Source organism: Streptomyces catenulae, from assembly GCF_000718015.1.
GTDB lineage: Bacteria > Actinomycetota > Actinomycetes > Streptomycetales > Streptomycetaceae > Streptomyces > Streptomyces catenulae.
Genome location: NZ_JODY01000030.1, coordinates 152,904 through 178,236, shown reverse-complemented (window position 1 = coordinate 178,236; position 25,333 = coordinate 152,904). Strand labels below are relative to the sequence as shown.

The 25,333-nt window shown below is 71.8% G+C and carries 23 protein-coding genes; 10 read left to right on the top strand and 13 right to left on the bottom strand.

Translation table 11 applies throughout. From position 1 onward, the window contains the following. The first annotated feature begins 221 nt into the window (after nt 1-221). Nucleotides 222-929 (top strand): TerB family tellurite resistance protein, encoded by a 708-nt coding sequence (locus IF23_RS0123775; RefSeq protein ID WP_030286940.1) that lies wholly within the window; start codon nt 222-224, stop codon nt 927-929. Nucleotides 930-1,005: 76 nt separating this feature from the next. On the opposite strand, the gene IF23_RS0123770 is transcribed toward IF23_RS0123775, so the two are convergent. From IF23_RS0123770 to IF23_RS0123745, 6 genes are read right to left on the bottom strand one after another with little or no spacing between them, the layout of a single operon-like run. Next, complete coding sequence (locus IF23_RS0123770; RefSeq protein WP_030286938.1) at nt 1,006-2,223, bottom strand: cytochrome P450 family protein; 1,218 nt, start codon at nt 2,221-2,223, stop codon at nt 1,006-1,008. Continuing rightward, on the bottom strand, nt 2,148-3,566 hold the full coding sequence (locus IF23_RS0123765) for a cytochrome P450 (RefSeq protein WP_030286937.1): 1,419 nt from the start codon (nt 3,564-3,566) through the stop codon (nt 2,148-2,150). The genes IF23_RS0123770 and IF23_RS0123765 overlap by 76 nt, the downstream gene beginning before the upstream one ends. Further along, nucleotides 3,563-4,141 (bottom strand): GTP-binding protein, encoded by a 579-nt coding sequence (locus IF23_RS0123760; protein WP_037679395.1) that lies wholly within the window; start codon nt 4,139-4,141, stop codon nt 3,563-3,565. The genes IF23_RS0123765 and IF23_RS0123760 overlap by 4 nt, the downstream gene beginning before the upstream one ends. Nucleotides 4,142-4,169: 28 nt before the next feature. Beyond that, nucleotides 4,170-4,529 (bottom strand): DUF742 domain-containing protein, encoded by a 360-nt coding sequence (locus IF23_RS0123755; protein ID WP_030286933.1) that lies wholly within the window; start codon nt 4,527-4,529, stop codon nt 4,170-4,172. Continuing rightward, nucleotides 4,526-4,954, bottom strand: a complete 429-nt coding sequence (locus IF23_RS0123750) for a roadblock/LC7 domain-containing protein (protein WP_030286931.1) — start codon at nt 4,952-4,954, stop codon at nt 4,526-4,528. The genes IF23_RS0123755 and IF23_RS0123750 overlap by 4 nt, the downstream gene beginning before the upstream one ends. After that, nucleotides 4,951-6,444 carry an ATP-binding protein gene (locus IF23_RS0123745; RefSeq protein ID WP_030286929.1) on the bottom strand — a complete coding sequence of 498 codons (1,494 nt, stop codon included), beginning with the start codon at nt 6,442-6,444 and terminating at the stop codon, nt 4,951-4,953. The genes IF23_RS0123750 and IF23_RS0123745 overlap by 4 nt, the downstream gene beginning before the upstream one ends. Before the next feature lie 1,076 nt (nt 6,445-7,520). Here IF23_RS0123745 and IF23_RS33030 point away from each other — a divergent pair. From IF23_RS33030 to IF23_RS0123730, 4 genes are all read left to right on the top strand, one after another. Further along, nucleotides 7,521-7,715 carry a hypothetical protein gene (locus IF23_RS33030; protein WP_078654204.1) on the top strand — a complete coding sequence of 65 codons (195 nt, stop codon included), beginning with the start codon at nt 7,521-7,523 and terminating at the stop codon, nt 7,713-7,715. After that, the gene (locus IF23_RS0123740) at nt 7,712-7,939 is read left to right on the top strand and encodes a hypothetical protein (protein WP_030286927.1); all 228 of its coding nucleotides are present in this window, start codon (nt 7,712-7,714) and stop codon (nt 7,937-7,939) included. Before IF23_RS33030 ends, IF23_RS0123740 begins: the two co-directional genes overlap by 4 nt. A 317-nt stretch (nt 7,940-8,256) precedes the next feature. Then, entirely contained in the window at nt 8,257-9,003 is a 747-nt protein-coding gene (gene recO / locus IF23_RS0123735; RefSeq protein WP_030286925.1) for a DNA repair protein RecO, read from the top strand. An 88-nt stretch (nt 9,004-9,091) separates the two neighbouring features. Further along, the gene (locus tag IF23_RS0123730) at nt 9,092-9,910 is read left to right on the top strand and encodes an isoprenyl transferase (RefSeq protein ID WP_030286923.1); all 819 of its coding nucleotides are present in this window, start codon (nt 9,092-9,094) and stop codon (nt 9,908-9,910) included. 70 nt (nt 9,911-9,980) lie between these two features. On the opposite strand, the gene IF23_RS0123725 is transcribed toward IF23_RS0123730, so the two are convergent. The 4 genes from IF23_RS0123725 to IF23_RS0123710 all read right to left on the bottom strand — a co-directional run bounded on the left by IF23_RS0123725 (nt 9,981) and on the right by IF23_RS0123710 (nt 13,204). Continuing rightward, on the bottom strand, nt 9,981-10,403 hold the full coding sequence (locus tag IF23_RS0123725) for a Fur family transcriptional regulator (RefSeq protein ID WP_030286921.1): 423 nt from the start codon (nt 10,401-10,403) through the stop codon (nt 9,981-9,983). A gap of 119 nt (nt 10,404-10,522) precedes the next feature. Further along, nucleotides 10,523-11,431, bottom strand: a complete 909-nt coding sequence (locus IF23_RS0123720; protein WP_030286920.1) for a metal ABC transporter permease — start codon at nt 11,429-11,431, stop codon at nt 10,523-10,525. 1 nt (nt 11,432) lies between these two features. Next, nucleotides 11,433-12,227 (bottom strand): metal ABC transporter ATP-binding protein, encoded by a 795-nt coding sequence (locus IF23_RS0123715; RefSeq protein WP_030286918.1) that lies wholly within the window; start codon nt 12,225-12,227, stop codon nt 11,433-11,435. 32 nt (nt 12,228-12,259) lie between these two features. Further along, nucleotides 12,260-13,204, bottom strand: a complete 945-nt coding sequence (locus tag IF23_RS0123710; RefSeq protein ID WP_030286916.1) for a metal ABC transporter substrate-binding protein — start codon at nt 13,202-13,204, stop codon at nt 12,260-12,262. Between the two features lie 207 nt (nt 13,205-13,411). On the opposite strand from IF23_RS0123710, the gene IF23_RS0123705 reads away from it, so the two are divergent. Further along, nucleotides 13,412-14,794, top strand: coding sequence for a glycine--tRNA ligase (locus IF23_RS0123705; protein WP_030286914.1), 1,383 nt, complete (start codon nt 13,412-13,414; stop codon nt 14,792-14,794). A gap of 87 nt (nt 14,795-14,881) precedes the next feature. On the opposite strand, the gene IF23_RS31585 is transcribed toward IF23_RS0123705, so the two are convergent. After that, nucleotides 14,882-15,301, bottom strand: coding sequence for a hypothetical protein (locus IF23_RS31585; RefSeq protein ID WP_051739841.1), 420 nt, complete (start codon nt 15,299-15,301; stop codon nt 14,882-14,884). Nucleotides 15,302-15,478: 177 nt separating this feature from the next. Between IF23_RS31585 and IF23_RS0123695 the strand changes: the two genes are divergently transcribed. Together IF23_RS0123695 and IF23_RS0123690 are read left to right on the top strand one after the other, a co-directional pair. Beyond that, on the top strand, nt 15,479-16,693 hold the full coding sequence (locus IF23_RS0123695) for a sensor histidine kinase (RefSeq protein WP_030286910.1): 1,215 nt from the start codon (nt 15,479-15,481) through the stop codon (nt 16,691-16,693). Nucleotides 16,694-16,758: 65 nt separating this feature from the next. Then, nucleotides 16,759-17,403: a response regulator gene (locus IF23_RS0123690; protein ID WP_030286902.1), complete on the top strand. Its 645-nt coding sequence runs from the start codon at nt 16,759-16,761 to the stop codon at nt 17,401-17,403. Nucleotides 17,404-17,469: 66 nt separating this feature from the next. Here IF23_RS0123690 and IF23_RS0123685 read toward each other — a convergent pair whose 3' ends face one another. Continuing rightward, entirely contained in the window at nt 17,470-18,966 is a 1,497-nt protein-coding gene (locus tag IF23_RS0123685; RefSeq protein WP_030286900.1) for an MFS transporter, read from the bottom strand. Between the two features lie 190 nt (nt 18,967-19,156). Between IF23_RS0123685 and dusB the strand changes: the two genes are divergently transcribed. Next, on the top strand, nt 19,157-20,284 hold the full coding sequence (dusB, locus tag IF23_RS0123680; protein WP_030286898.1) for a tRNA dihydrouridine synthase DusB: 1,128 nt from the start codon (nt 19,157-19,159) through the stop codon (nt 20,282-20,284). Between the two features lie 56 nt (nt 20,285-20,340). On the opposite strand, the gene IF23_RS0123675 is transcribed toward dusB, so the two are convergent. Beyond that, nucleotides 20,341-21,417: a glutathione S-transferase family protein gene (locus IF23_RS0123675; RefSeq protein ID WP_030286897.1), complete on the bottom strand. Its 1,077-nt coding sequence runs from the start codon at nt 21,415-21,417 to the stop codon at nt 20,341-20,343. Between the two features lie 446 nt (nt 21,418-21,863). Here IF23_RS0123675 and ppdK point away from each other — a divergent pair, with 446 nt between their 5' ends. Then, nucleotides 21,864-24,644: a pyruvate, phosphate dikinase gene (gene ppdK / locus IF23_RS0123670; protein WP_425423878.1), complete on the top strand. Its 2,781-nt coding sequence runs from the start codon at nt 21,864-21,866 to the stop codon at nt 24,642-24,644. Nucleotides 24,645-25,333: the final 689 nt, after the last annotated feature.

The window sequence follows — 25,333 nt, the reverse complement described above, 5'->3', positions numbered from 1 at the left end:
GCCCGTACCCCGAGTACGCGGCGGGCGGGGCACCGTGCGTCAACCCGCCGCCCGCCGCCTCCCCCTGACGGTGCGCACCCTTCGTCATTCGGCCGTTGTCCGTCCGGGGTGCTGACGCCGCATCCAGGATGTGGCTAACATCACGTCGGTGCGGCGAAGGGGCCGAGAAGCAGACGTTCGGTGCCCTCATGGCTACGGGGGAGATACGGAGGTCTGACGCGATGGTCAAGCTGGGTGTGGTGGGCGTACGCACGTCCTGGCGGACCGTCGCCGACGGCGAGTTCTTCTGCCCCGACTGCGGCGGCGACCGCAACTACCGCCGCCGCACCGGTCGGCGCCGCCTCACCGTCCTCGGCCTCCCGCTGTTCTCCCGCGGCCAGGCAGGACCGGTCGTGGAGTGTTCCGCCTGCCGTGGCCGCTTCGCCCCGGACGCCCTGGACCACCCGACGACCGTGCGGCTCTCCGCGATGCTGCGGGACGCGGTGCACACCGTCACCCTGGCGCTGCTGGCGGCCGGTGGCACCGCCTCGCGTGCGGTGCGGGAGACCGCCGTCACCACCGTCCGCGACGCCGGGTTCCCCGACTGCTGCGAGGATCAGCTGCTCACCCTCCTCGCCGCGCTCGCCGCCGACACCGGCGCGCTGAGCCCCGCCTTCGAGGCGCTGACCGGCGACGACGGCGCCTCCCGCGGCCTCGATCCGTGCGGGACGGCCCTCGCCATCGAGCTGCACGCCTGCCTCGGCCCGCTCGCCCCGCACCTCGCCCCGGCGGGCCGCGAGGCGCTGCTGCTCCAGGCGGCCCGGATCGCCCTCGCCGACGGTGCGTACACCCCCGCCGAGCGGGAGGTGCTGGCCACCGTCGGTACCGCGCTGACGCTGGCGGACGCCGACACCGAGCGTCTGCTGGCGGCGGCCCGCACCCCGTCCTGACCGGCCCGGACGCCGGAACGGCCGTCGGCCCCGCAGCCCGTGGTGGGCGGCGGGGCCGACGGCCGTTCCGGCGGGGTCAGCGCAGGCGTACCGGCAGCTCACGGAAGCCGCCGACGATGAAGCCGCCCGCGGGCTCCAGCTTCTCGGTGGGGACGGCGAACTCCAGGTCCGGGAAGCGGTCGAAGAGCGCCGGGAGCGCGGTGCGCGCCTCCATCCGGGCCAGCGGGGCGCCGAGGCAGTGGTGCACACCGTGGCCGAAAGTGAGGTGTTCCCGGGCGCTGCGCCGGATGTCGAAGTCGCCCGCGGTCGCGCCGTGGTGCTCCGGGTCCCGGCCGGTGGCGGCGACCGCGGCCAGGATCGGCTCACCCTGGCGGATGGTCGGGCCACCCGGGATCTCGATGTCCTCGACGGCGAAGCGGAGCGGGAGGTTGGCGACGCTGGGGGCCCAGCGGAGGGTCTCCTCGATGACGTCGTTCCAGCCCGCCTTCCCCTCGCGCACCAGCTGGAGCTGGTCGGGGTGGGTGAGCAGGCTGTGCACCGCGTTGCCGATGAGGTTGACGGTGGTCTCGTGACCGGCGACGAGGACGAGCAGGAGCGTGTCGATCAGCTCCGCCTCGCTCATCTTCTGGCCGTCGTCGTCGCGGGCGGAGACCAGCAGGCTGGTGAGGTCCTCCGCGGGCTCCTTCCGCTTCGAGGCGACGAGGTTGCCGAGCAGTTCATGCGTCGCCACCAGCGTGACCCCGGCCTCCTCGGGGTCGACGGTGGTCATGATGATCTCGGAGAGCCGGGCCAGCTCCGCGCGGGTGTCGCCGTCCGGTATGCCGAACAGTTCGCAGATGACCTGCATCGGCAGCGGGTGGGCGAACCCGGCGCGCAGATCGGCGGTGACACCGGCGGGGACCGCCGCGAGGTCGTCGAGGAGGGCGGTGGTGATCCGCTCGACGGAGGGCAGCATCGCGTCGGTGCGGCGGGCGGTGAACGCCGGGGCGATCAGCTTCCGCAGCCGCCGGTGGTCGGCGCCGTACGCGGTGAACATGTTGTTCACGCCGACCCAGGTCTGCAGCCAGGTCTCGTGGTACTCGCCCCGCTGCCAGGCGGGCCAGTGCTCACGGGCGTTCTTGGAGACGCGCGGGTCGGTCAGCAACTCCTTGAGCAGGGCGTGGCTGGTGATGGACCAGGCCGTGGGTCCGTCGGGCAGCTGGACCAGGGTGGCGGGGCCTAGTGCGCGGAGGCGTGCCGCCTCGCCGTGGATGTCGGCTCCGGTCGGGTCGATGGCGACGGGCTGCTGTCCCATGGTGTTGCTCCTGCCTGGTCGGGAGTGATCGGGGTGAAGCGGGCCGGAAGAGCCGCGAGGGCTCGTTGGAACCCGCCGGGCCGCCACGTCAACGCCTCCGCCGGAACGGCGAGTTCGATGTCGGAGAGCCAGGCGGTGAGACGTTCGATCGCGGTGGTCGCGATCACCAGGGCGTGCCGCTGGACGGGGCACATGTGCGGCCCGGCCGCCCATGCCAGATGGGCGCCGCTGCCGGACCGGTCGTCGAGCGCGACCTCGCCGAACTGCGTGTTGGCCGCCGCGTACGAGACCAGCACCAGCTGCCCCGCGCGCACCCAGGTGCCGTGGAAGAACACGTCGCGGCGCGGGTAGTGGGCGGAGTAGTTGGCCATCGGGGGGTCGTTCCACAGCACCTCGTTGATGGCGTCCTGCGCGGTGAGCGCGCCGCCGGAGAGGGTGCTGTAGTAACGGTCGTCGGAGAGCATCCGCGACAGGGAGTTGCCGATCAGGTTGGACAGCGGTTCGTTGCCCGCGGCCAGCGTCACGACGATCTGGGCGATGACCTCCTCGTCGCTCAGCCCGTTGAGGTGGTCGAGGAACCACGAGGTGAGGTCGGCGCCCCGCTCGGCCTTCTTCCGGCCGACCAGCTCCATGATGTACGCGGTGAACGCCGCGTCCGCGCTGGCCGCCTCCTCGGGCGTCGCCCCGTCCATCAGCCCGCCCACGGCGGCGATCAGCTGGTCGCCGTACTCCTCGGGCATCCCGAAGAGGTTGTTGAACATCAGCAGCGGCAGCCGCTGGGCGTACTCCGGCATCAGGTCCACGTCACCGCGGGCGCCGAACTTCCGGATGAGGCTGTCGGCGGCGTGCCGGACGCGGGCGCGCAGTTCGTGCGGTTCGACGAGCCGGAAGCTGTCGGTGATCACCTGGCGGTAGCGCCGGTGGGTGTCGCCGTCGGAGAAGAGCGCGTTCGGCCGCCAGCCCAGCATCGGCAGCACCGCGGAGTCCGGCGGCACGGTCTGCTGCCAGCTGCGGGAGTCCTTCGACCAGGTGGTGGTGTCGTTGAGCAGGTCGAGGGCGGCGCGGTAGTCGGTGACCAGCATCGCGGTGACGCCGGTGCCGATCTCGACCGGTGCCAGGGCGCCGTACTGCCGCAGATGGGCGTAGTAGCGGTGCGGGTCGGCCGCGAACTCCGGGTCGTACAGCCGCACCAGACCGCTCTGTTCGGCGGGGTCCGGCCCGGGGACGCCGTGCGCGGGGCCCGGCGCGTAGCCGTCCTGCGGTCCGGCGGGGGCCGCGCCGCCGTGCGCGTGCGCGGGGCAGCCGGGCGGCGGGGCGGCGCCCGGTTCGTACGGGGAAGTCACGGGTTCTGGTTCTCCTGGGGCGTATGGGCCAGCACATGTCCGACGAGGGAGATCAGCGCGTCGACGGACTGGTCGCGGTCGCGGGCGTCGCAGAGCACCAGCGGTGTCTCGGGGTGCAGGTCGAGCGCTTCGCGGAGCTTCTCGCTGTCGTAGTTCGGCGCGTCCGGGAAGGTGTTGACCGCGACGGCGTACCGCAGCCCGGCCTCCTCGATGATGTCCATCACCTCGAAGGAGTCCGCCAGGCGGCGGGTGTCGGCGAGGACGAGGGCGCCCAGCGCACCGCGGGCGATGTCCTGCCACAGCGGTCGGAAGCGCTTCTGGCCCGGGGTGCCGAAGAGGTACAGGACGAGGTCGCCGGGGAGGGTGAGCCGCCCGAAGTCGATGGCGACGGTCGTGGTGGTCTTCTCCCGCACCCCGGCGAGGTCGTCGACGAACGCGCCGGACTGCGTCATGACTTCTTCGGTGTGCAGCGGCTGCGTCTCGGACAGGGCGCGGATCAGCGTCGTCTTGCCGACGCCGAACGGCCCGGCGACCAGCAGCTTGACGAGCGTCTGGTCGGTGCCGGACAGGTACATCGAGCCGCCGCCGGTGGCGGGCGCGCCGCTAGGACTTGAGAGAGCGGAGTCCATCGAGAACCCTCTCCAGGATCTGCCGGTCGAATTGCTCGGCTTCGGGTATGGGGACACGGGCGTGCAGCCGCCCGGCGTCGACGAGATCGGCCACCAGGACCTTCACCACGCTGACGGGCAGCCGCAGATGGGCCGCCACCTCGGCCAGCGACAGCGCGCCGGGCCGCAGCAGCTCCAGGATGCGGCGCTCCTCCGGCCGCAGCTCGCTGGTGGGCGGCATGTCCACGCCGTGCAGCAGCGTCAGCCGGTCCAGCGTGTTGCGGCTGGGCCGGGCCCGTCCGCCGGTGGCCAGATAGGCCGGCACCAGGCGCCTGCCGTTCTGCCGCGGGGTCATGCGGGGCTGCCGAGGTCCCGGGCCGGGCTGTTCATGACCTTGGCGCCCAGCGTCGACACCTGCACCTGCATGTGGTGGGCGACGATGCCCATGTTGACCTCCGGGGCGGCGAAGACCGCGAGGCAGGTGTTCTCACCGGCGGGGATGGCGAACACCCAGCCCTGCTCGGACTCGACGACGGTCTGCCGCAGCGTGGCGTCGGTCCGCTCGGCGAAGGCGGCGGTCACCGCCCGTCCGGCGCCCTGCAGCGCGGACATCATCGCGGCGACGCCCTCGGCCGCCTCACGGGTCAGGCCGGGCGAGGAACCCTCGATGAATCCGTCGCCCGAGATGACGGCGGCGTGGATAACATGCGGCAGCTCCAGGAGAGGCGCCAGCACCCAGGACTTGTCCTCGGTGACACGGCGGCGGGTCGGGGTGTTCATGCGTGGGGATTCCCTTCGGGGGAGCGAGGGGGCTCCGGACGGGCGGCGGCTGCCCGGCCGGATTCGGTGCCCTGCTGGAGCGCGGCCCAGCGGGAGGCGGTTTCTTCCGGTGTGCGGTCGGCGACCGGTTCACTGCGCGGCAGGTTCGGCTCGGGCTCGGCGGCCGGGCGGCGGCGTCGGCGGCGCGGCAGATCGCCCTCGGCGCCCGGGGCGGCCCCGGGGTCGGGGTGCCCGGACGGCGTGCCCGGCGCGGGCGCGTACGGCTCGGCGGTCGGTGCGGGGGCGTGCTGGGCGGCCGACTGCGGGGCCGCCGACTGCGGGGCGGCCACCGGCGCGGGGCTGGTGCCGCTGCCCGTCGCCGGGACGGAGCCGCCCGCCGCGGCGGCCGGACGGTGCGGCACGGGGGCCATGACGGACATCGGCTGACGGCTCTCGTCGAGGACGGTGAGAAGCGGGTCGCCCGGGATGTAGATCACCGCGCGGACACCGCCGTACGGCGACGACTCGACGTGCACCCCGAAGCCGTACTGGCGCACCAGCTGCCCGGCGGCGGCGAAACCGGCCCGCGGCGGGTCGCCCAGCTGGGTGAGCATGACCTCCCGCTCACCGGACATCAGCGCCATGGCGTGCTCGATCTCGTCGGCGTGCATCCCGACGCCGTAGTCGTCGATGATCACCGAAGCGCCGCGGTTGCCCTGCTGGAGCGTGACGGTGACCGGCAGTTCCCGGTGCGAGTGGTGCAGCGCGTTGGCGAGCAGCTCGGTGACGGTGATCGCCACCGGCTCGACGGCGCGGGCGACGACCGCGACCGGGTCCCGCAGCTGGTTGCTGACCTGTACCCGCTCGTAGCCGCGCAGCCGGGAGGTGGCGCCGACGACCAGTTCGGCGAGGTAGGAGTCCTCCCGCGTCAGGCCCGGCCAGGCGCCGCAGACGACACCGGTGGCCTGGATGCGCCGCAGCGCCTGCTCGTTGAGGAAGTCCGCGTGGAGCAGGTCCTGGGCGACGGACGGGTCGTCGTAGCGGTGCTGCATCTCCTGGAGCGCGGTCTGGAGACGGTAGAGCAGCGCCTGGATGGTGGTGGTGGCGCCGCGCAGCGTGGCCTGGGCGGCGGCGTCGACCCGCAGCCGCTCCTTGGTGACCGCCTCGGAGATCTGGTCCAGCACCGCGGTGAGCGCGTGGTCGGTCTCGGAGTCGGCGAACCGTCCGTCGAGGAGACCGCGGACGGGCACGTGCGGATGGGCCAGCGCGGTCGTCAGATCGGGGATGCGCGCACCGGCCAGGTGCCGGATCTCCGCCTCGGTGGCCCGCAGCCGGGCGTTCAGCTCGGTGTTGCCGCGTACCGTCGCCGCGTTCTGTTCCTCGGCGGCGGCCAGGCGCCCGGCGAGGGCCTTGCCTTGCCGCTGGGCGCGGAACAGGCACGCGGCCAGCACCACGGCGGCGGCCGTTCCTGCACTGAGGCACCACAGCAGTGCCTCCGGTATGGATGTCATCGAGATCCTTGTTGGGGGAACGGGGCCGGTCGTCCCGGTGCCGACCGCACGGTGTCCACGGCACCGGAGCGCCGCGTACGGACATACGGGGGCCCGGACCTGACGGGATGTTACCGGCGCGTCGGTTGCCGTAACGGGCCGTTCCCGGGGTGGTCGGAGAGGTGCGGAAGGTGTGCTGCGATCCCGTGGGCCGGGCGGGGAGCGGGCGGGGGTGCTCCCGGACGGCGGTGACACGCGGAGGGTCGCCGCGCCGCCTCCGGCGGTTGCCGCAGGTGCCGCCGTCGCGGCTGCGGGTGCGCCGCGACGGGGTGTTCGAGCGGGCGGCGGTGCATTGCGTGCCTTCCTCCGACGCCGATGTGGCCAGGTCAGGGATGCCCGCGGTGAGAACCGCGGCGACGAGAAGAGCGTAGGGGTCCGCCGCGCCCTTCACCAGGGATGGACGGGCGACGATCGCCACACAAGCCCGCGCCCGGAGACGGAGGTTGACGCGGCGGCACCCGGTGATCTAAGCGGGCGCGCGGCGCGTCCCCGGGGCCGTCGGCGACCGCTCTCCGGCCCCGGCGCACAAGGCATTCCCGCGCGCCGGTCCGCACCTTCGCGCGCCCTCGGCCCTCTTGTGCCGGACGGTTCGGGAGGGCGTCACACCGGCGGATCCGCCCGGTGCGCGCTGTCGTGAAATCCCCGCAGGCTGACGGGTTTTCGCTCACCCTCTGAGCTTTTCTCGAAAGAACGGCCGGATTTCCGGCCCGCACCGAATAAGGGGCGACGCGCCGAATGGGGTCTTACGGTCTCGCGTTCGGCCTCCGGACGTGCCATCCGGTACGGCACCGGAAAAGGAATACGTGCGCGAACGGGGAGCCTTGTGCGGGCGGGCGGCCATTCGCCGGACCGGTGCCCCGGGGTGTCGAATGGGGTGCGCACCGCCCGGTGTTCACCGCCTTGTGAAGCATTGGCCATAACCTGCTCCGGTTACCCACCCCGGACTTTGCCGTGCGCCCCTCGTTGCGCAGTCCGGGCCGAGGGGTCACTCTTTACCCCCCAACGGCGAAAGCCCCGACAGAAGGTGTGGGTCTCCGATGGACCGGATCGAAGAAGTTGAATCCGTCACCAAAGAATTGCGAAATACCCTCGCACGCGCGGGAATCGTCCTGCCGTCCCTTGGTCCCGACCCCGTTTCCTGTGCCAATTACGCGATGCTCCCGCTGGTGGAATTGGGCCGCTGCACGATGGATGTCGCCCGGCGGCTGACGGACGCGCTGGGGGAACGATGAACACCGCGGGCCGCCCACCGGTCGGTGCCTTCGCCCTCGATATCCGTACGGCGCGGGTCGGCAAGGTCGTGGCGGTCGACGGGGAAATCCTGCGGCTACGGCCGATCGGCGGGGGCCGGGACTGGGAATGTGCCCGCACGACGGTGCGGCCGGCCACCGTCACCGAGCGTCTCCGGGCGACGACCGCGTACGTGAACGCCCGCAGCAGAGGCGAATTGGCCTGACGCCCTTCCCGGCGGGGTCCGGGCCGGAAAGGCTCCACCCCGCCGCCCGGCGGCCCCGTCCGCCCGCCGATGCGCAATTCCCCGGCCCTCTCGCACTTCCGCGATTCCCCGGTTTTCCGAGTTTCCCGAGCTTTCCGCGATATCCGCCGTTCCCGGCATTTCCGCCCGCCCCGCCCGTCCGCACCGGTCGCGTCGGCGGCGCGGACATTCCCCGCCCTCCCGGCCACCCGGCATTCCCCGCCCCCGCGGCCACCCGGCAATCCCCGCCCCGACCCCGGCCGCCCCGTCGCCCCCGGCGCATGCGGGACAATGGCGCCATGAGTCTGTTCCGCGACGACGGCATCGTGCTGCGCACCCAGAAGCTCGGAGAGGCGGACCGGATCATCACGCTGCTCACCCGCGGCCACGGGCGGGTGCGGGCCGTCGCCCGCGGGGTGCGGCGGACGAAATCGAAGTTCGGCGCGCGCCTGGAGCCGTTCTCCCATGTCGACGTGCAGTTCTTCGCCCGCGGCAGCGAACTGGTCGGGCGCGGGCTGCCGCTGTGCACCCAGAGCGAGTCGCTCGCGGCGTACGGCGGCGGGATCGTCACCGACTACGCCCGCTACACCGCGGGCACCGCGATGCTGGAGACCGCGGAGCGCTTCACCGACCACGAGGGCGAACCGGCGGTGCAGCAGTACCTCCTCCTCGTCGGCGGGCTGCGGACGCTGGCGCGCGGCGAGCACGAACCCCATCTGGTCCTCGACGCCTTCCTCCTCCGCTCACTGGCGGTGAACGGCTACGCCCCGAGCTTCGGCGCCTGTGCGAAATGCGGGCTGCCCGGCCCGAACCGGTTCTTCTCGGTCGCTTCGGGCGGGGTGGTGTGCGGCGACTGCCGGGTGCCGGGAAGCGTCGTACCCTCCTCGGAGGCCATCGGGCTCCTCAGCGCGCTGCTGACCGGCGACTGGGAGACCGCGGACGCGAGCGAACCCCGGCACGTCCGGGAGGGCAGCTCACTCGTCGCGGCGTATCTGCACTGGCATCTGGAGCGCGGACTGCGTTCGCTCCGGTACGTGGAGAAATAGCCCGGCGGTATGGTCCGGGGGGCGGCGCGCAGCCGCCCGGCGAACTCAATCGACCTCGGTATTCAAGACAATGGGAGACGTGGGCCGCATGGCACGACGCGGAATTCTGGGCCGTAATCGACGCGAATACGAGACGCCCGAGCCGCACCCCTCCGGTGCGCGTCCCCCGCAGATCCCCGGGGAGCTGGTTCCCCAGCATGTGGCCGTCGTCATGGACGGAAACGGCCGGTGGGCCAAGGAGCGTGGACTGCCGCGCACCGAAGGTCACAAGGTCGGCGAGGGCGTCGTCATGGATGTGCTCAAGGGCTGCATCGAAATGGGCGTGAAGAACCTCTCGCTCTACGCATTCTCCACCGAGAACTGGAAGCGTTCGCCGGACGAGGTCCGCTTCCTGATGAACTTCAATCGCGATGTCATCCGGCGGCGGCGTGACGAAATGGACGCGCTGGGTATCCGTATCCGGTGGGTCGGGCGTATGCCGAAGCTGTGGAAGTCCGTTGTCCAAGAGCTCCAGATCGCCCAGGAGCAGACGAAGGACAATGACGCGATGACGCTGTATTTCTGCGTGAATTACGGCGGTCGCGCGGAGATCGCGGATGCCGCCGCGGCCATCGCCGCGGATGTGAAGGCGGGCAAACTCGACCCGTCCAAGGTCAGTGAGAAGACCGTCGCCAAGTACATGTATTACCCGGACATGCCGGACGTTGATCTCTTCGTTCGCCCGTCGGGCGAACAGCGCACCTCGAACTATCTGATCTGGCAGAGCGCCTACGCCGAGATGGTGTTTCAGGACATTCTCTGGCCTGATTTCGACCGCCGGAACCTCTGGGAAGCCTGCCTGGAGTACGCCAAGCGGGACCGCCGCTTCGGTGCGGCACCGGTCGCCGAGGGCGAATCGGCGGTCTGACGGCCGCCGGACACACGGAAGGGCCGCCTCCCGCTCGGGGAGACGGCCCTTCCGCCGTACCGGGGTGCCGCTACTTCTCCGCGCCCTCGGCGCAGTCGCCGCAGGTGCCGAAGATCTCGATGGTGTGCGCGACATCGCGGAAGCCGTGTTCGGCGGCGATCTGGTCGGCCCACTTCTCCACCGCCGGGCCCTCCACCTCGACCGCCTTGCCGCAGCTGCGGCAGACGAGGTGATGGTGGTGGTCGTCGGTGCTGCACCGGCGGTAGACGGCCTCGCCGTCGCTGGTCCGCAGCACATCGACCTCACCGGCGTCCGCGAGCGACTGGAGCGTGCGGTAGACGGTGGTCAGGCCCACCGAGTCGCCCCGGTGCTTGAGCATGTCGTGCAGTTCCTGGGCGCTGCGGAACTCGTCGACCTCGTCGAGAGCGGCCGACACCGCGGTCCGCTGTCGCGTCGACCGGCCGCGTACCGGGGATCCCGCGCTCGTCGCCACCGTTGCCTCCTAGGTCGTGGTCGTCCCCCTGGACGGGCGTGTGGCCATTGTGCCAGGTGATGACCGGATCGCCGGGGTGACACTTACGCCCCCGCGGCGCCCGCGGACCGGACCGGCGCTCAGACCCGTACGTCGTCCGCCGGAGCACGGCTCCCGGGTACTTCCAGGGTGCACCCGTCGGCGCCTCCCGCGGCGGCCCGCGCCCGTTTCCGGGCGAGCGGCGCGGCGAGCAGCGTGAAGAGGACGAAGACGGCGATGGCGAAGAGCACGATCGTCGCGCCGGACGGTACGTCGACGTAGTACGAGGTCGCGGTGCCGGTCACGGTGACGCCGATGCCGATCGCCACGGCCAGCGCGAAGGTGACCGCGAAGCTGCGGCTGATCTGCTGGGCGGCGGCGACCGGGATCACCATCAGCGCGGAGACCAGCAGCAGGCCGACGACGCGCATCGCGACGGTGACGGTGACCGCGGCGGTCACCGCGATCAGCAGGTTCAGCAGCCGCACCGGCAGCCCGGTGACGCGGGCGAACTCCTCGTCCTGGCAGACCGCGAAGAGCTGGCGGCGCAGCCCCACGGTGATCGCCAGGACCAGCGCGGCCAGCACACAGATCGCCGTCATGTCCTGTGCGGAGACGGTGGTGATCGAGCCGAAGAGGTAGGTGCTGAGGTTGGCGTTGGACCCGGCGTCGGAGAGGTTCATCAGCATCACACCGCCCGCCATACCGCCGTAGAACAGCATCGCCAGCGCCAGATCGCCGCGGGTCTTGCCGTACCAGCGGATCAGCTCCATGGCGACGGAGCCGGCGATGGCGACGAAGGTGGCGATCCACACCGGACCGGCCCACGCCGAGCTGCTGTTGATCAGGAAGCCGAGGCCGACGCCGGTGAGGGCGACATGGCCGATGCCGTCGCCCATCAGGGACTGGCGGCGCTGGACGAGGTAGATGCCGATGGCGGGTGCGGTGATGCCGACGATCAGGGCGGCGATCAGGGCCCGCTGCATGAAGGCGTAGGTCAGGATTTCCATGTCAGCTCAGCAGTCCCGTCCCCAGCGTCGCGGGGGCCGTGTCGTCGGCGTGCGGGTGGACGTGGTCGTGGCCGGGCAGCGCGTGCTGGCCGACGGCCTCCGGCGGCGGCCCGTCGTGCACGACACAGCCGTCGCGGAGCACCACCGCCCGGTCGATCAGCGGCTCCAGCGGACCCAGCTCGTGCAGGACGAGCAGGACGGTGGTGCCGCGGGCGACCTGCTCGCGCAGCGCGCTCGCCAGCACCTCCTGGCTGGCGAGGTCCACCCCGGCCATCGGCTCGTCCATGATCAGCAGTTCCGGTTCGACGGCCAGCGCGCGGGCGATCAGCACCCGCTGGTGCTGACCGCCGGAGAGCGCGGTGGCGGAGTCCTTGGCGCGGTCGGCCATCCCGACCAGCTCCAGCGCGTGGTGGACGGCCTCGCGGTCGGCGCGGCGCGGCAGCCCGAAGCGGCTGCGGGCCAGCCGCCCGGAGGTGACGATCTCCCGCACGGTGGCGGGCACCCCGCCCGCCGCCGTGGTGCGCTGCGGGACGTAGCCGACGCGGTGCCACTCCTTGAAGCGGCGCAGCGGCGTGCCGAAGAGGGTGAGGTCGCCGCCGGTCAGCGGGACCTGGCCGATCACGGAGCGGACGGCGGTGGACTTGCCGGAGCCGTTGGCGCCGAGCAGCGCGACGACCTCCCCGGCGCGCACGGTCAGATCGACGCCGCGCAGCACGGGCCGGGAGCCGAGCGACGCGGTGGCGCCGCGCAGCGCGATGACCGGGTGGTCGGACCGCGGGGGTGACGTTTCTTCCATGCTGGCCTCCGTCGTGGACCCGGGGTGGCTGGTCACTTGGTGCCGAGCGCCTTCTGGAGGGCGGCGAGGTTGGCGTGCATCACGCCGAAGTAGTCCTTGCCGCGGGAGGCGTCGGTGATCCCCTCCAGGGGGTCGAGCACGTCGGTCTTCAGGTGCAGGTCACCGGCGAGCGCCTTGGCGGTGGCCGGGTTGGCGAGCGTTTCGAAGAAGACCGTCGAGACATGGTGCTTCTCGGCCACGGTGTGGAGGTTCTTGATGCGGTTCGCGCTGGGCTCGGACTCGGGGTCGAGGCCGTTGATGGCCTCCTCGGTCAGGCCGTAGCGCTCGGCGAGGTAGCCGAAGGCCGCGTGGGTGGTGAGGAAGGTGTCCGACGCGCGGTTCTTCAGGCCCTTCTCGAAGTCGGCGTTCAGCCCGTCGAGCTTCTTGACCAGGGCGTTGGTGTTCTTCTGGAAGTCGGCCTTGTGGGCGGGGTCCGCCTCGGCGAGCGTCGTGTTCACGCCCTTGGCGACCTCGGCGTACTTCACCGGGTCGAGCCAGATGTGCGGATCGGCGTCGGCGCCGGTCGTGGCGTGGCCGTGGTGGTGGCCGTCGACCTCGTTGCCGTGCTTCTCCAGGGTGGTCATGGCGGCGGCGTCGGCGATGTGCGCGACACCGGACTGGGCGACCGCCTCGTCGACGGCGGGCTGGAGCCCCTTGAGGTAGACGATCGCGCCGGACTCGCCGAGCTGACCGGTCTGCTTGGGGGACAGCTCCAGGTCGTGGGGTTCGACGCCGGGCCTGGTGAGGTTGGACACCTCGACGTGGTCGCCGCCGATCTGCCGGGCGAGGAACTCCATCGGGTAGAAGGACGCCGTCACCCGCAGCTTCCCGTCGCCGCTGCCGCCGGTCGTGGCGGTGGAGCAGCCGGAGAGGGCGAGGAGACCGAGGCCGCAGGCTCCGGCGAGGATTGCGGTGGATATGCGACGGCGTGTGTTCATGACTGTCATTTTCAACAAAAGTGGAAACGATTGTCAACAACATGTTCGAACGGGGTCCTGGGGCGGGTGGTACCGGGAGGAAGCGGAGAGGCGCCCCAGGCGATTTGGCCCGGGGGGTACGCCCGCCGGTAACCTGAATCATTCACCCGCACCGGCGCTGAGCGCCGCCGCCCATCCATCGTTCGCCGTCGTAATGAAGAGAGCACCGTGGCCGCCGACAAGATCGACAGCATCGTCAGCCTGAGCAAGCGCCGTGGCTTCGTCTACCCCTGCAGTGAGATCTACGGCGGTTCGCGCGCCGCCTGGGACTACGGTCCGCTGGGCGTCGAGCTGAAGGAGAACCTCAAGCGCCAGTGGTGGCGCGCGATGGTCACCTCGCGCGAGGACGTCGTGGGTATCGACTCGTCGGTGATCCTGGCCCCCGAGGTCTGGCAGGCGTCCGGCCACGTCGCCACCTTCACCGACCCGCTCACCGAGTGCACCTCCTGCCACAAGCGCTTCCGCGCCGACCACCTGGAGGAGGCGTACGAGGCGAAGCACGGCCGCCTCCCCGCCAACGGTCTGGCCGACCTGAACTGCCCGCACTGCGGCAACAAGGGCGGCTTCACCGAGCCCAAGCAGTTCTCCGGTCTGCTCTCCACCCACCTCGGCCCCTCGCAGGACACCGCCTCGGTCGCCTACCTGCGTCCCGAGACCGCGCAGGGCATCTTCACCAACTTCGCGCAGGTCCAGCAGACCTCCCGGAAGAAGCCCCCGTTCGGCATCGCGCAGATGGGCAAGTCGTTCCGGAACGAGATCACGCCGGGCAACTTCATCTTCCGCACCCGCGAGTTCGAGCAGATGGAGATGGAGTTCTTCGTCAAGCCGGGCGAGGACGAGCAGTGGCACGAGTACTGGATGGCCGAGCGCTGGAACTGGTACCGCGACCTCGGCATCCGTGAGGAGAACATCCGGTGGTACGACCACCCCAAGGAGAAGCTCTCCCACTACTCCAAGCGCACCGCTGACATCGAGTACCGCTTCAACTTCGGCGGCACCGAGTTCTCGGAGCTGGAGGGCGTCGCCAACCGCACCGACTTCGACCTGTCGGCGCACGCCAAGGCGTCCGGTCAGGACCTCTCCTACTTCGACCAGGAGGCCGGCGAGCGCTGGACCCCCTACGTCATCGAGCCGGCGGCGGGCGTGAACCGCGCGATGCTCGCCTTCATGCTCGACGCGTACATCGAGGACGAGGCGCCGAACGCCAAGGGCAAGATGGAGAAGCGCACCGTCATGCGCCTCGACCCGCGTCTGGCGCCGGTCAAGGTCGCGGTTCTGCCGCTCTCCCGCAACCCGCAGCTGTCGCCGAAGGCCAAGGGTCTCGCCGCCGACCTGCGCAAGAACTGGAACATCGAGTTCGACGACGCGGGCGCCATCGGCCGCCGCTACCGCCGTCAGGACGAGATCGGCACCCCGTTCTGCGTCACCGTCGACTTCGACACCCTCGACGACAACGCGGTCACCGTCCGCGAGCGCGACACCATGAAGCAGGAGCGCGTCTCCCTGGACCAGATCCAGGCGTACCTGGGTGCGCGGCTCCTCGGCTGCTGACCTCGGGCGGGCTCCGGCCCGCCGCCCCTGAGCGTGGCCCCGGCCCCGCCCGCATCCGCTGCGGGCGGGGCCGGGGCCTTTCCCCGCTCAGCGCGCCGCCGGGCGCTCCGGGCGTAGCGCGAGCGCCCCGCACACCGCCGCCAGCGGGAGTTCGGTGGCCAGGGCCATGGCGACGGCGGTGGCCAGTTCGGCGCCGGGTGCGGCGGTGGTGACGTCCGCGACGGCGTCGACGAGGAGCAGCAGGGCGGCGGCGGCCGCGGGACGGCGGTGGCCCGGGGCGCCGCGCCGCAGTCGGCGGCCCGCGCCCAGCAGGGCCGCGGCCTCCAGGAGGTCCAGGGTCACCCAGGCCACGGCCTGACCGGGCGGCAGGGTGGCGGCGAGGCAGACGGTCCAGGGGAGCAGGGCGAGCCCGGCGCCGGTCAGCACCCGGCCCGGCCACCGGTCCCCCTCCACGGCGAACGGGCGCCAACCGGCCTTCGGGGCTGGCGGGTTGAGGAGCAGCGTCATGATCCGGGTCCTTCGCGGTGACGGTGAACCCGGACGTCGGGCCCGCACTCCACCCTGGTCATTCCGGCCGCCGGTGTCGGTGGCCCACGGGCCCGACCTGGGGTGGTGCCAGGTACACCCCCGATCCGGTCCCCTGCTGCATGGCGGGCCCGTACGGGCGGCCCGTACGGTTCCGGCATGACCCTTCCGCCCCGGGTGCGCCGGGCCCTGTCGCGGCTGCGGCGTGATCTCCTCTTCGTCGCGGCCGGGGTGCTGCCGCATCTGCTGGTGGTCCCGCTGTATCTGTGGGCGGCGCTGTGCATCGGCCCGACGCTGACCGGCAGCGACGCGAACGCCCCGGTGGTCCTCATGGCGCCCCTCGCCCTGCTCTGCGCCGCTGGTCCGGGCCTCACCGAGGTCCAGCGGTGGCGGTTCCGGGCGCTGTGCGGGGTGGAGCTGCCGCGGCTCGGACTGCGGCGGCTGCGGCGGCAGTTCGGCTACAACTGGCTGGTCGGCCCGCTCCTGGGCACCCTCGAACTCCTGCTGCTGGCACTGCTGGCGACCGGAGTGGCCGCCGCCACGGTGCTGCTGTGGATCTGGGCGCTGCCCTGGCAGTGGCGCATCGGCCACCCCGGCTACACCACCCAGGCCACCTATCTCACCGGCCTCGGCCTGCTCGCCCTGGCCGCCGTCGTCCCGGGCGCCGCCGGTCTCGTCCGGCTGGAGAACCTGGTGGGGAGGGCGGTGCTGGGCGTCAGCCGCCACGACGAGTTGGCGCGGCGGGTCGAGGATCTGACCGAGAGCCGCGCCGGGGCGGTGGACGCGGCGGACGCCGAGCGCCGCCGCATCGAACGCGATCTCCACGACGGCGCCCAGCAGCGGCTGGTCTCCCTCGCGCTCAACCTGGGCCTCGCGAAGGCGACCCTCACCGATCTGCCGCCGGAGGCCCGCGAGGTCATCGAGGCGGCGCACCGGGAGGCGAAGGACGCGATCGAGGAGCTGAACCATCTCGTCCGCGGGCTGCACCCGGCGGTCCTCGACGAACTCGGCCTGGACGCCGCGCTGTCGGGGCTCGCCGCCCGGGCGCCGCTGCCGGTGCGGCTGCGGGTCGATCCCCTGGAGCGGACGACCGGCGCCGTGGAGGGCGTCGCCTACTTCGTCGTCTCCGAGGCGCTCACCAACGTCGCCAAGCACGCCCGGGAGGCGACCCGGGCCGAGGTGACGGTCGCCCGGATCGGCGGAATACTGCGGGTGGTGATCACCGACGACGGGCCGGGCGGGGCCGATCCCGCCCGGGGCAGCGGCCTGACGGGGCTGGCGCAGCGGGTGCGTTCGGTGGACGGGACGTTCCGGATGAGCAGCCCGGTGGGCGGTCCGACGACGATGAGTGTGGAGCTGCCGTGTCCGGGGTGAACGCGCCGACGGCGCCCGCCACCGGGCCCGGCGCGAGCGAGGGGGCGAACGGCGTGCGGCGTGCGGTGATCGCGGAGGACTCGGTCCTGCTGCGGATCGGGCTGGTCAAGGTGGTGGAGATGGCCGGTTTCACGGTCGCCGCCGAGGCGGGGGACGCGGCCGGGCTGCTGGCCGCCGTCGCCGCACACCGCCCGGAGCTGGCGGTGGTGGACGTCCGGATGCCGCCCGGTTTCACGGACGAGGGCGTCCGGGCCGCGCTGTCGATCCGGCGGGAGCACCCGGACACCGCGGTGCTGCTGCTCTCCCAGTACGTCGAGGAGCGGTACGCGGCCGACCTCCTTGCGGCGCACACCGGCGGGGTGGGCTACCTCCTCAAACAGCGGGTCGCGGACGTCGAGGAGTTCGTCGAGGCGCTGCGCCGGGTCGCCGGGGGCGGTACTGCCCTCGATCCGCAGGTCGTCTCGCAGCTGCTGATCCGGCGGGCGAGCGATCCGCTGGAGCGGCTGACCGCCCGGGAGCGGGAGGTGCTGGAGCTGATGGCGGAGGGCCGCTCCAACTCCGCCGTCGCCGCGCGGCTGGTGGTGAGCGAGAGCGCCGTCGCCAAGCACATCAACAGCATCTTCACCAAGCTCGACCTGCCGAAGGCGGACGCGGACCACCGCCGGGTGCTGGCGGTGCTGCGCTTCCTGGGCGTGGCGGCGGGACGCTGACCCGGGGCGCGGGCCGCCGACCCGGGGCGCGGGGCACGGCCGGGCGGGGCCCGCCGCCCCCGCGTCTCAGCGTCCCGGTCCGGACCCCCGCGCCGCCGCCCGTACCGCCCCCGGCGCCGTCTCGCCGTCGAAGAGTCCGGCGGTGCGCAGCGCCGTCGTACGGGCCCAGACGCCGGTGGTCAGGGCGCCGAGGAGCAGGACCGCGGCGCCGCAGCCCGCGATGATCCACCACGCCGGGCGGGCCGCCGCGACGAAGTCGGCGGCGGCCGCCGCGCTCGCCGCACCGCCCGGGCCCGCCGCCCGCACCCCACCGGCCAGCACCGCACCGATCACCGCGACCCCCAGCGACGAGCCGACCTGGCGGCTGGTGGACGCCACCGCCGCCGCCACGCCCGCCTGGGCCCGGGGCATCCCGGAGACCGCGGTGTTGGTGATCGGCGCGTTGACCAGGCCGAAGCCGATGCCGAACAGGACGTACCCGGTGAAGAGCAGCGCGGTGGTCGACTCGGCGTCGAACGCGGCGAACATCAGCCCGCTGGCGCCCATCGCCCACCCCGCGAGCAGCAGCGGCAGCCGCGGCCCGCGGTTGCCGACCAGCCGCCCGGACAGCGGGGCGCAGACCAGCGTCATCCCGGCCATCGGCAGCATGTAGAGCCCCGCCTCCAGGGCGGAGTGGCCGCGGATGTTCTGCAGGTAGAGCGTGTTGAGGAAGAGGAACCCGGCGAGCGACGCGAAGGCGCAGACCGCTATGACGGTGGCGCCGCTGAACGGCAGGCTGTGGAAGAACCGCAGGTCGATCAGGGGTTCTGGGCGCCGCCGCTCGTAGCCGATCAGTCCGGCGAGCGCCGCCAGCGCGACGGCGGCGAACGCCAGGATCTCCGCGGAGAGCCAGCCCTTCTCCGGCGCCTCGATGATCGCGTACGTCAGGGCGCCGAGCAGCACGATCACCAGCAGCTGGCCGACCGGGTCGGGGCGGCGCGGCCGCGGGGCGCGGGACTCGGGGACGTACCGCAGGGTGAGGAAGAGGGCCAGGGCGCCGATCGGGACGTTGATCCAGAAGATCGAGCGCCAGCCGACCGACTCCACCAGCAGCCCGCCGACGACCGGCCCGGCGGCCATGCTGATGCCGACGACACCGCCCCACGCACCGATCGCCCGGGCCCGTTCGCGCGGTTCGGTGAAGGTGTTGGTGATGATCGACATCGCGACGGGGTTGAGCATCGACCCGCCGACGGCCTGCATAATGCGGAAGACGACCAGCCAGGTGAGGCTCGGCGCGAGGCTGCACAGCAGCGAGCCGAGGGAGAAGACGGCCAGGCCCACGGTGAAGACCCGGCGTCGGCCGAGCCGGTCCGCGGTCGAGCCGGACAGCATCAGCAGCGACGCCAGCACCAGGGTGTAGGCGTCGATGGTCCACTGCAGGCCGGAGACGGAGGCGTGCAGCTCGTGCTGGAGGGAGGGGAGTGCGACGTTGAGGACGGTGTTGTCGAGGCTGACGATCAGCAGGCTCATACAGCAGATCGCCAGAACGAGCAGGCGCCGCCGGTGGCTCAGCTCAGACATGGTTGAACGCTACAACGATATCCGCGGGGCGGCCCGGCCGGGCGGCGGATTCCGGTCCCCCTCGCGCCCCGGCCGCCCGTGGGGGACGTGCCTGTGGGGGCCGCCCGCCGGATGCGGGACAATGGGAGGTCGCACCGCCGGGTCGCCCCGGCGCCGCACCGCCCCCGACCGCCGAAGGAACCCTCCTGCCATGACCTCGCTCCAGATCGGACCGCACACGGCGTCCCCGCCCGTGGTGCTCGCGCCCATGGCCGGGATCACCAACGCCCCGTTCCGGACGCTGTGCCGGGAGTTCTCCGGCGGCAAGGGGCTCTTCGTCAGCGAGATGATCACGACGCGGGCGCTGGTCGAGCGGAACGAGAAGACCATGCAGCTGATCCACTTCGACGCGTCCGAGAAGCCGCGCTCGATCCAGCTGTACGGCGTCGACCCGGACACCGTCGGCAAGGCCGCCCGCATGATCGCCGAAGAGGACCTCGCCGACCACATCGACCTGAACTTCGGCTGCCCGGTTCCCAAGGTGACCCGTAAGGGCGGCGGCTCCGCACTGCCGTACAAGCGGCCGCTGCTGCGCGCGATCCTGCGCGACGCGGTGAAGAACGCGGGCAACCTGCCGGTGACGATGAAGATGCGCAAGGGCATCGACGACGGCCACCTCACCTACCTCGACGCGGGCCGGATCGCCGCCGAGGAGGGCATCACCGCCATCGCGCTGCACGGCCGCACCGCCGCCCAGCACTACAGCGGCACCGCCGACTGGGACGCCATCGCCCGCCTCAAGGAGCACGTCCCGGAGATCCCGGTGCTCGGCAACGGCGACATCTGGTGCGCCGACGACGCCCTGCGGATGGTCCGCGAGACCGGCTGCGACGGCGTCGTCGTCGGCCGCGGCTGTCTGGGCCGCCCCTGGCTCTTCGGCGATCTGGTCGCCGCGTTCGAGGGCACCGGAAAGTACACCGAGCCGACGTTCGGCGAGGTCGCGGCCGTGATGGTGCGCCATGCGGCGCTGCTCGGCGAGTGGATCGGCGACGAGAAGCGCGGCGTGATCGACTTCCGTAAGCATGTCGCCTGGTACACCAAGGGCTTCGCGGTCGGCTCCGAGATGCGCCGTGGCCTGGCCGTCAGCTCCTCCCTCGCGGAGCTGGAGGACCTGCTCGGCAAGATCGACGCCGACCAGCCCTGGCCCGCCGGAGCCGACGGCCCGCGCGGCCGCACCTCCGGCCGCGACCGGGTCGTCCTGCCCGACGGCTGGCTCGACGACCCCAACGACTGCACGGGCGTCGACGCCGACGCGGAGCTGGACACCTCCGGCGGCTGAGCCGCGGCGGCGCGGCGGACCGGACGCGGTGGCCGCCGGGCGCGGCCGGTCCGCGCTCATGCCCGCCCGTCCGGCGGCACCACCTCGCCCGCCGGTACCGGTCCCGGCGGGGTGCCGTCGCCGAACGGGCGGCCGCCCAGTTCCTCGCGGTGGTGCGGGGTGAGCCAGCCGTCCAGCTCCGGCCCGCCCGGCACGATCCCGGTCGGGTTCACCCCGGTGTGCACGCGGTAGTAGTGCTGCTTGATGTGGTGGAAGTCGACGGTGTCCCCGAACCCGGGCGTCTGGAAGAGGTCCTTCGCGTACGCCCACAGCACCGGGTCCTCGGACAGTTTGAAGCGGTTGCACTTGAAGTGGCCGTGGTAGACGGGGTCGAACCGCACCAGCGTGGTGAAGAGCCGGATGTCGGCCTCGGTGATGCTGTCCCCGACGAGGTAGCGCCGTTCGGCCAGCCGCTCCGACAGCAGGTCCAGCCGCCGGAAGAGCGCCGCGTACGCCGTGTCGTACTCCGCCTGCCCGGTCGCGAACCCGGCGCGGTAGACGCCGTTGTTGACGTCCCGGTAGACGCCCTCCATCACCTCGTCGATCTCCGCGCGCAGCGCCTCGGGGTAGAGGTCGGGCGCCCCGGGCCGGTGCAGCTCCCGCCACTCGGTGGCCAGGTCGAGCGTGATCTGCTGGAAATCGTTGGTGACGAGCTGCCCGGTCGGTACGTCCACGACCGCCGGGACGCTCACCCCGCCCGGGTATCCGGTCTCCCGCCGGTCGTACGCCTCGCTCAGGAAGCGGATGCCGAGGACCGGGTCGCGGTCGCCGGGGTCGAGGGTGAAGCGCCAGCTGCGGTCGTCCTGGATCGGGTCGACGATCCCCATGGACAGCGCGGACTCCAGTCCGAGCAGCCGCCGGGAGATCACCGCCCGGCTCGCCCAGGGGCAGGCGCGGCTGACGATCAGCCGGTAGCGCCCCGCCTCGACCGGCCAGCCGGAGCCGCCGTCGGCGGTGATGCGGTCGGCGAAGTGGCTGCGGGAGCGGGAGAAGGGTTGACGGCCGTAGGCGGTGTTGCCGACGCCCTCGCCGGTGGCGGTAGCGGATGCGGCGTCCTCGGGTCCGGTGCCGTGGCTGTCGTGCGGGCGGGCCATCGCTCACTCCTTGCCGTGGGGTGCTGCCTCCCCGCCAGCTTTCCCGCCCGTGGCCGCCGCCGCCCGGAGGCATCGGCCGACCGGGCGCCCCGACCACCCGGCGCGGACCCGGATCCGGACCCGTGGGCGCTCGAATGATGGGACCGTAGCCCGTCCGAGCGCGTGATTCTCGCCACCCCTGATAACCCTTGCGCTCAGATGAGCAACCCGTAGGGGGATCCACCTCTCCAATGCTGGCACTGGGTGCCACGTAGTTGATGTTCATTGGCTGTACGAATTGGTGGACGGAGAGCGAGGACACTCGGCAATTCCGCAACGCTCCGCACTCGTCCGTTCAAGTGATGTATTCACCCGTCAAGGAGATATTCCTTTCGATCCGGTGGCGGACGGGCGGTTACGTACGCATGTCGACCAAGTGGACGTACCCAGATGCCTTCGATCTGGGTATGTTCCTCGCCGTCAGGGCAGCCATCCGCGAGGAGTCCAGTCCCGTGTCGGAAACACAGAATCCCCACGTAACCAAGCCTGCGTCCGCGAAGTTCGTGTACGACTTCACCGAGGGCAACAGGGACCTCAAGGACCTGCTGGGTGGCAAGGGCGCCAACCTCGCCGAGATGACGAACCTCGGTCTCCCGGTCCCGCCCGGCTTCACCATCACCACCGAAGCCTGCAAGGTCTACCTGGAGAGCGGGGAGGAGCCCGCGGCACTCCGTGCCGAGGTTTCGCACCACCTGGACGCCCTTGAGCAGCAGATGGGCAAGAAGCTCGGCCAGGCCGACAACCCCCTGCTCGTATCGGTGCGTTCGGGTGCGAAGTTCTCCATGCCCGGCATGATGGACACCGTCCTCAACATCGGCCTCTCCGACGCCTCGGTCGGCGGTCTGGCGCAGCAGGCCGGATCCGAGCGGTTCGCGTGGGACTCCTACCGCCGCCTCATCCAGATGTTCGGCAAGACTGTGCTGGACGTCGACGGCGACCTCTTCGAGGAGGCGCTGGAGGAGGCGAAGAAGGCCAAGGGCGTCACCGTCGACGTCGACCTCGACGCGGGCGACCTCAAGACGCTGGTCGAGCAGTTCAAGGGCATCGTCGCCAAGGAGACCGGCCGGGACTTCCCGCAGGACCCGCGCGAGCAGATGGACCTCGCCGTCCGCGCGGTCTTCGACTCGTGGAACACCGACCGCGCCAAGCTCTACCGCCGCCAGGAGCGCATCCCCGGCGACCTCGGCACCGCGGTCAACGTCTGCTCGATGGTCTTCGGCAACCTCGGCCCGGACTCCGGCACCGGCGTCGCCTTCACCCGCGACCCGGCCAGCGGCCACCAGGGCGTCTACGGCGACTACCTCCAGAACGCGCAGGGCGAGGACGTCGTCGCCGGTATCCGCAACACGGTCCCGCTTGCGGACCTGGAGCGGATCGACAAGGCGTCGTACGACCAGCTGATGCAGATCATGGAGACGCTCGAAACGCACTACAAGGACCTGTGCGACATCGAGTTCACCATCGAGCGCGGCAAGCTCTGGATGCTCCAGACCCGGGTCGGCAAGCGCACCGCCGGTGCCGCCTTCCGCATCGCCACCCAACTCGTCGACCAGGGACTCATCGACGAGGCCGAGGCCCTCCAGCGGGTCAACGGCGCGCAGCTGGCGCAGCTGATGTTCCCCCGCTTCGACCTGGGCGCCAAGGCCGACACCATCGGCCGCGGCATCGCCGCCTCGCCGGGCGCCGCCGTCGGCAAGGCTGTCTTCGACTCGTACACCGCGGTCAAGTGGTCCCGCTCGGGTGAGAAGGTCATCCTCATCCGCCGGGAGACCAACCCCGACGACCTCAACGGCATGATCGCCGCGGAGGGCATCCTCACCTCCCGCGGCGGCAAGACCTCGCACGCCGCCGTCGTCGCCCGCGGCATGGGCAAGACCTGTGTCTGCGGCGCCGAGGAGCTGGAGGTCGACACCAAGCGCCGCCGGATGACGACGCAGGACGGCGTGGTCGTCGAGGAGGGCGACACCGTCTCCATCGACGGTTCGACCGGCAAGGTCTACGTCGGCGAGGTGCCCGTCGTCCCGTCCCCGGTCGTCGAGTACTTCGAGGGCCGGATGCACGCCGGTGCCGACGACGCCGACGAACTGGTCAAGGCCGTCCACCGGATCATGGCGTACGCGGACCGGGTCCGCCGTCTGCGGGTCCGCGCCAACGCCGACAACGCCGAGGACGCCGCGCGCGCCCGCCGGTTCGGCGCCCAGGGCATCGGCCTGTGCCGCACCGAGCACATGTTCCTCGGTGAGCGCCGCGAGATGGTCGAGCGGCTGATCCTCGCCGACACCGACGCCGACCGGGACGCCGCCCTGGAGCAGCTGCTGCCGCTCCAGAAGGCCGACTTCATCGAGCTGTTCGAGTCGATGGACGGTCTGCCGGTCACCGTCCGGCTGCTGGACCCGCCGCTCCACGAGTTCCTGCCCGACATCACCGAGCTGTCGGTCCGCGTCGCGCTCGCCGAGGCCCGCAAGGACGCCAACGAGAACGACCTCCGCCTCCTCCAGGCCGTCCACAAGCTGCACGAGCAGAACCCGATGCTGGGTCTGCGCGGTGTCCGCCTCGGCCTGGTCATCCCCGGTCTGTTCGCCATGCAGGTCCGCGCCATCGCGGAGGCCGCGGCCGAGCGCAAGGAGGCCAAGGGCGACCCGCGGGCGGAGATCATGATTCCGCTGGTCGGCACCGTCCAGGAGCTGGAGATCGTCCGGGACGAGGCCGAGCAGGTCATCGCCGAGGTCGAGAAGGCCCACGGCGTCAGCCTCAAGCTCACCCTCGGCACCATGATCGAACTGCCCCGGGCCGCCCTCACGGCCGGTCAGATCGCCGAGTCCGCCGACTTCTTCTCCTTCGGTACCAACGACCTCACGCAGACGGTCTGGGGCTTCTCCCGCGACGACGTCGAGGCCAGCTTCTTCACCGCGTACCTGGAGAAGGGCATCTTCGGCGTCAGCCCCTTCGAGACGATCGACAAGGACGGCGTCGGCTCGCTGGTCCGCAACGCCGCCGCGGCGGGCCGGGCCACCCGGCCCGATCTGAAGCTCGGTGTCTGCGGTGAGCACGGCGGCGACCCGGAGTCCGTGCACTTCTTCCACGAGGCCGGACTCGACTACGTCTCCTGCTCGCCGTTCCGCATCCCGGTCGCCCGTCTGGAGGCCGGTCGCGCCGCCGCCGAGGCCAAGGGGAGCGACAGCCGCTGAACCACGGGTGCCGGCCGTGCCCTCACACGTCCGGCACCCGTACTCCCACCGGAACCACCGGCCGGCACCACACCCTCACCGCCGTGCCGAGGCTCCGGACCGACGAGGGCGGCACCTGTGCGGAGGTGCCGCCCTCGGTTTTCGCGGTACCGGTCGGGGTCCGTGCGGTGGACGGGGCGCGGCGGCAAACGGGCAGGCCGCGGCGGCAAACGGGCACGGCGGCGATGGGGCCCGGCGGCGCGGCGTCGGCGCGGGCCGTGCGGACAAGGGCGGCACCCGTGCGGAGGTGCCGCCCTCGCCTTTTTCCGAACTCCCCCCTCGGGAGCCGCCGCCTCCCATGTCGGCGTGGGGGCGGCTTTCAACGCAATGTGGCGCGGCTGGTTCCTTGCCCGTCACCCCCCACGGGATCGAGCAATCCGGCCGCGTACATCGGCGTTGAATTGAGTACAGCATTCCTCGTGTCCACCCCTGTGCGCGACCCTTTTCAACTCTGGCCAAAAGGCCATGGTGACCGCACGTATCGGCGTGCATACTCAGGCGTGGGCCGGGGTCGTCGGAGGTAACCAGGGGTGGGGTTCGGTGTTACGCGTCCATTTCAGTGGACCCGATCTGGCCCGCGTGCGGATAGCGGCGCGTCCCGATGCGCTGTGGGAAACCATTTTAAGTTTTCACCGACTCCGTGACCGGCG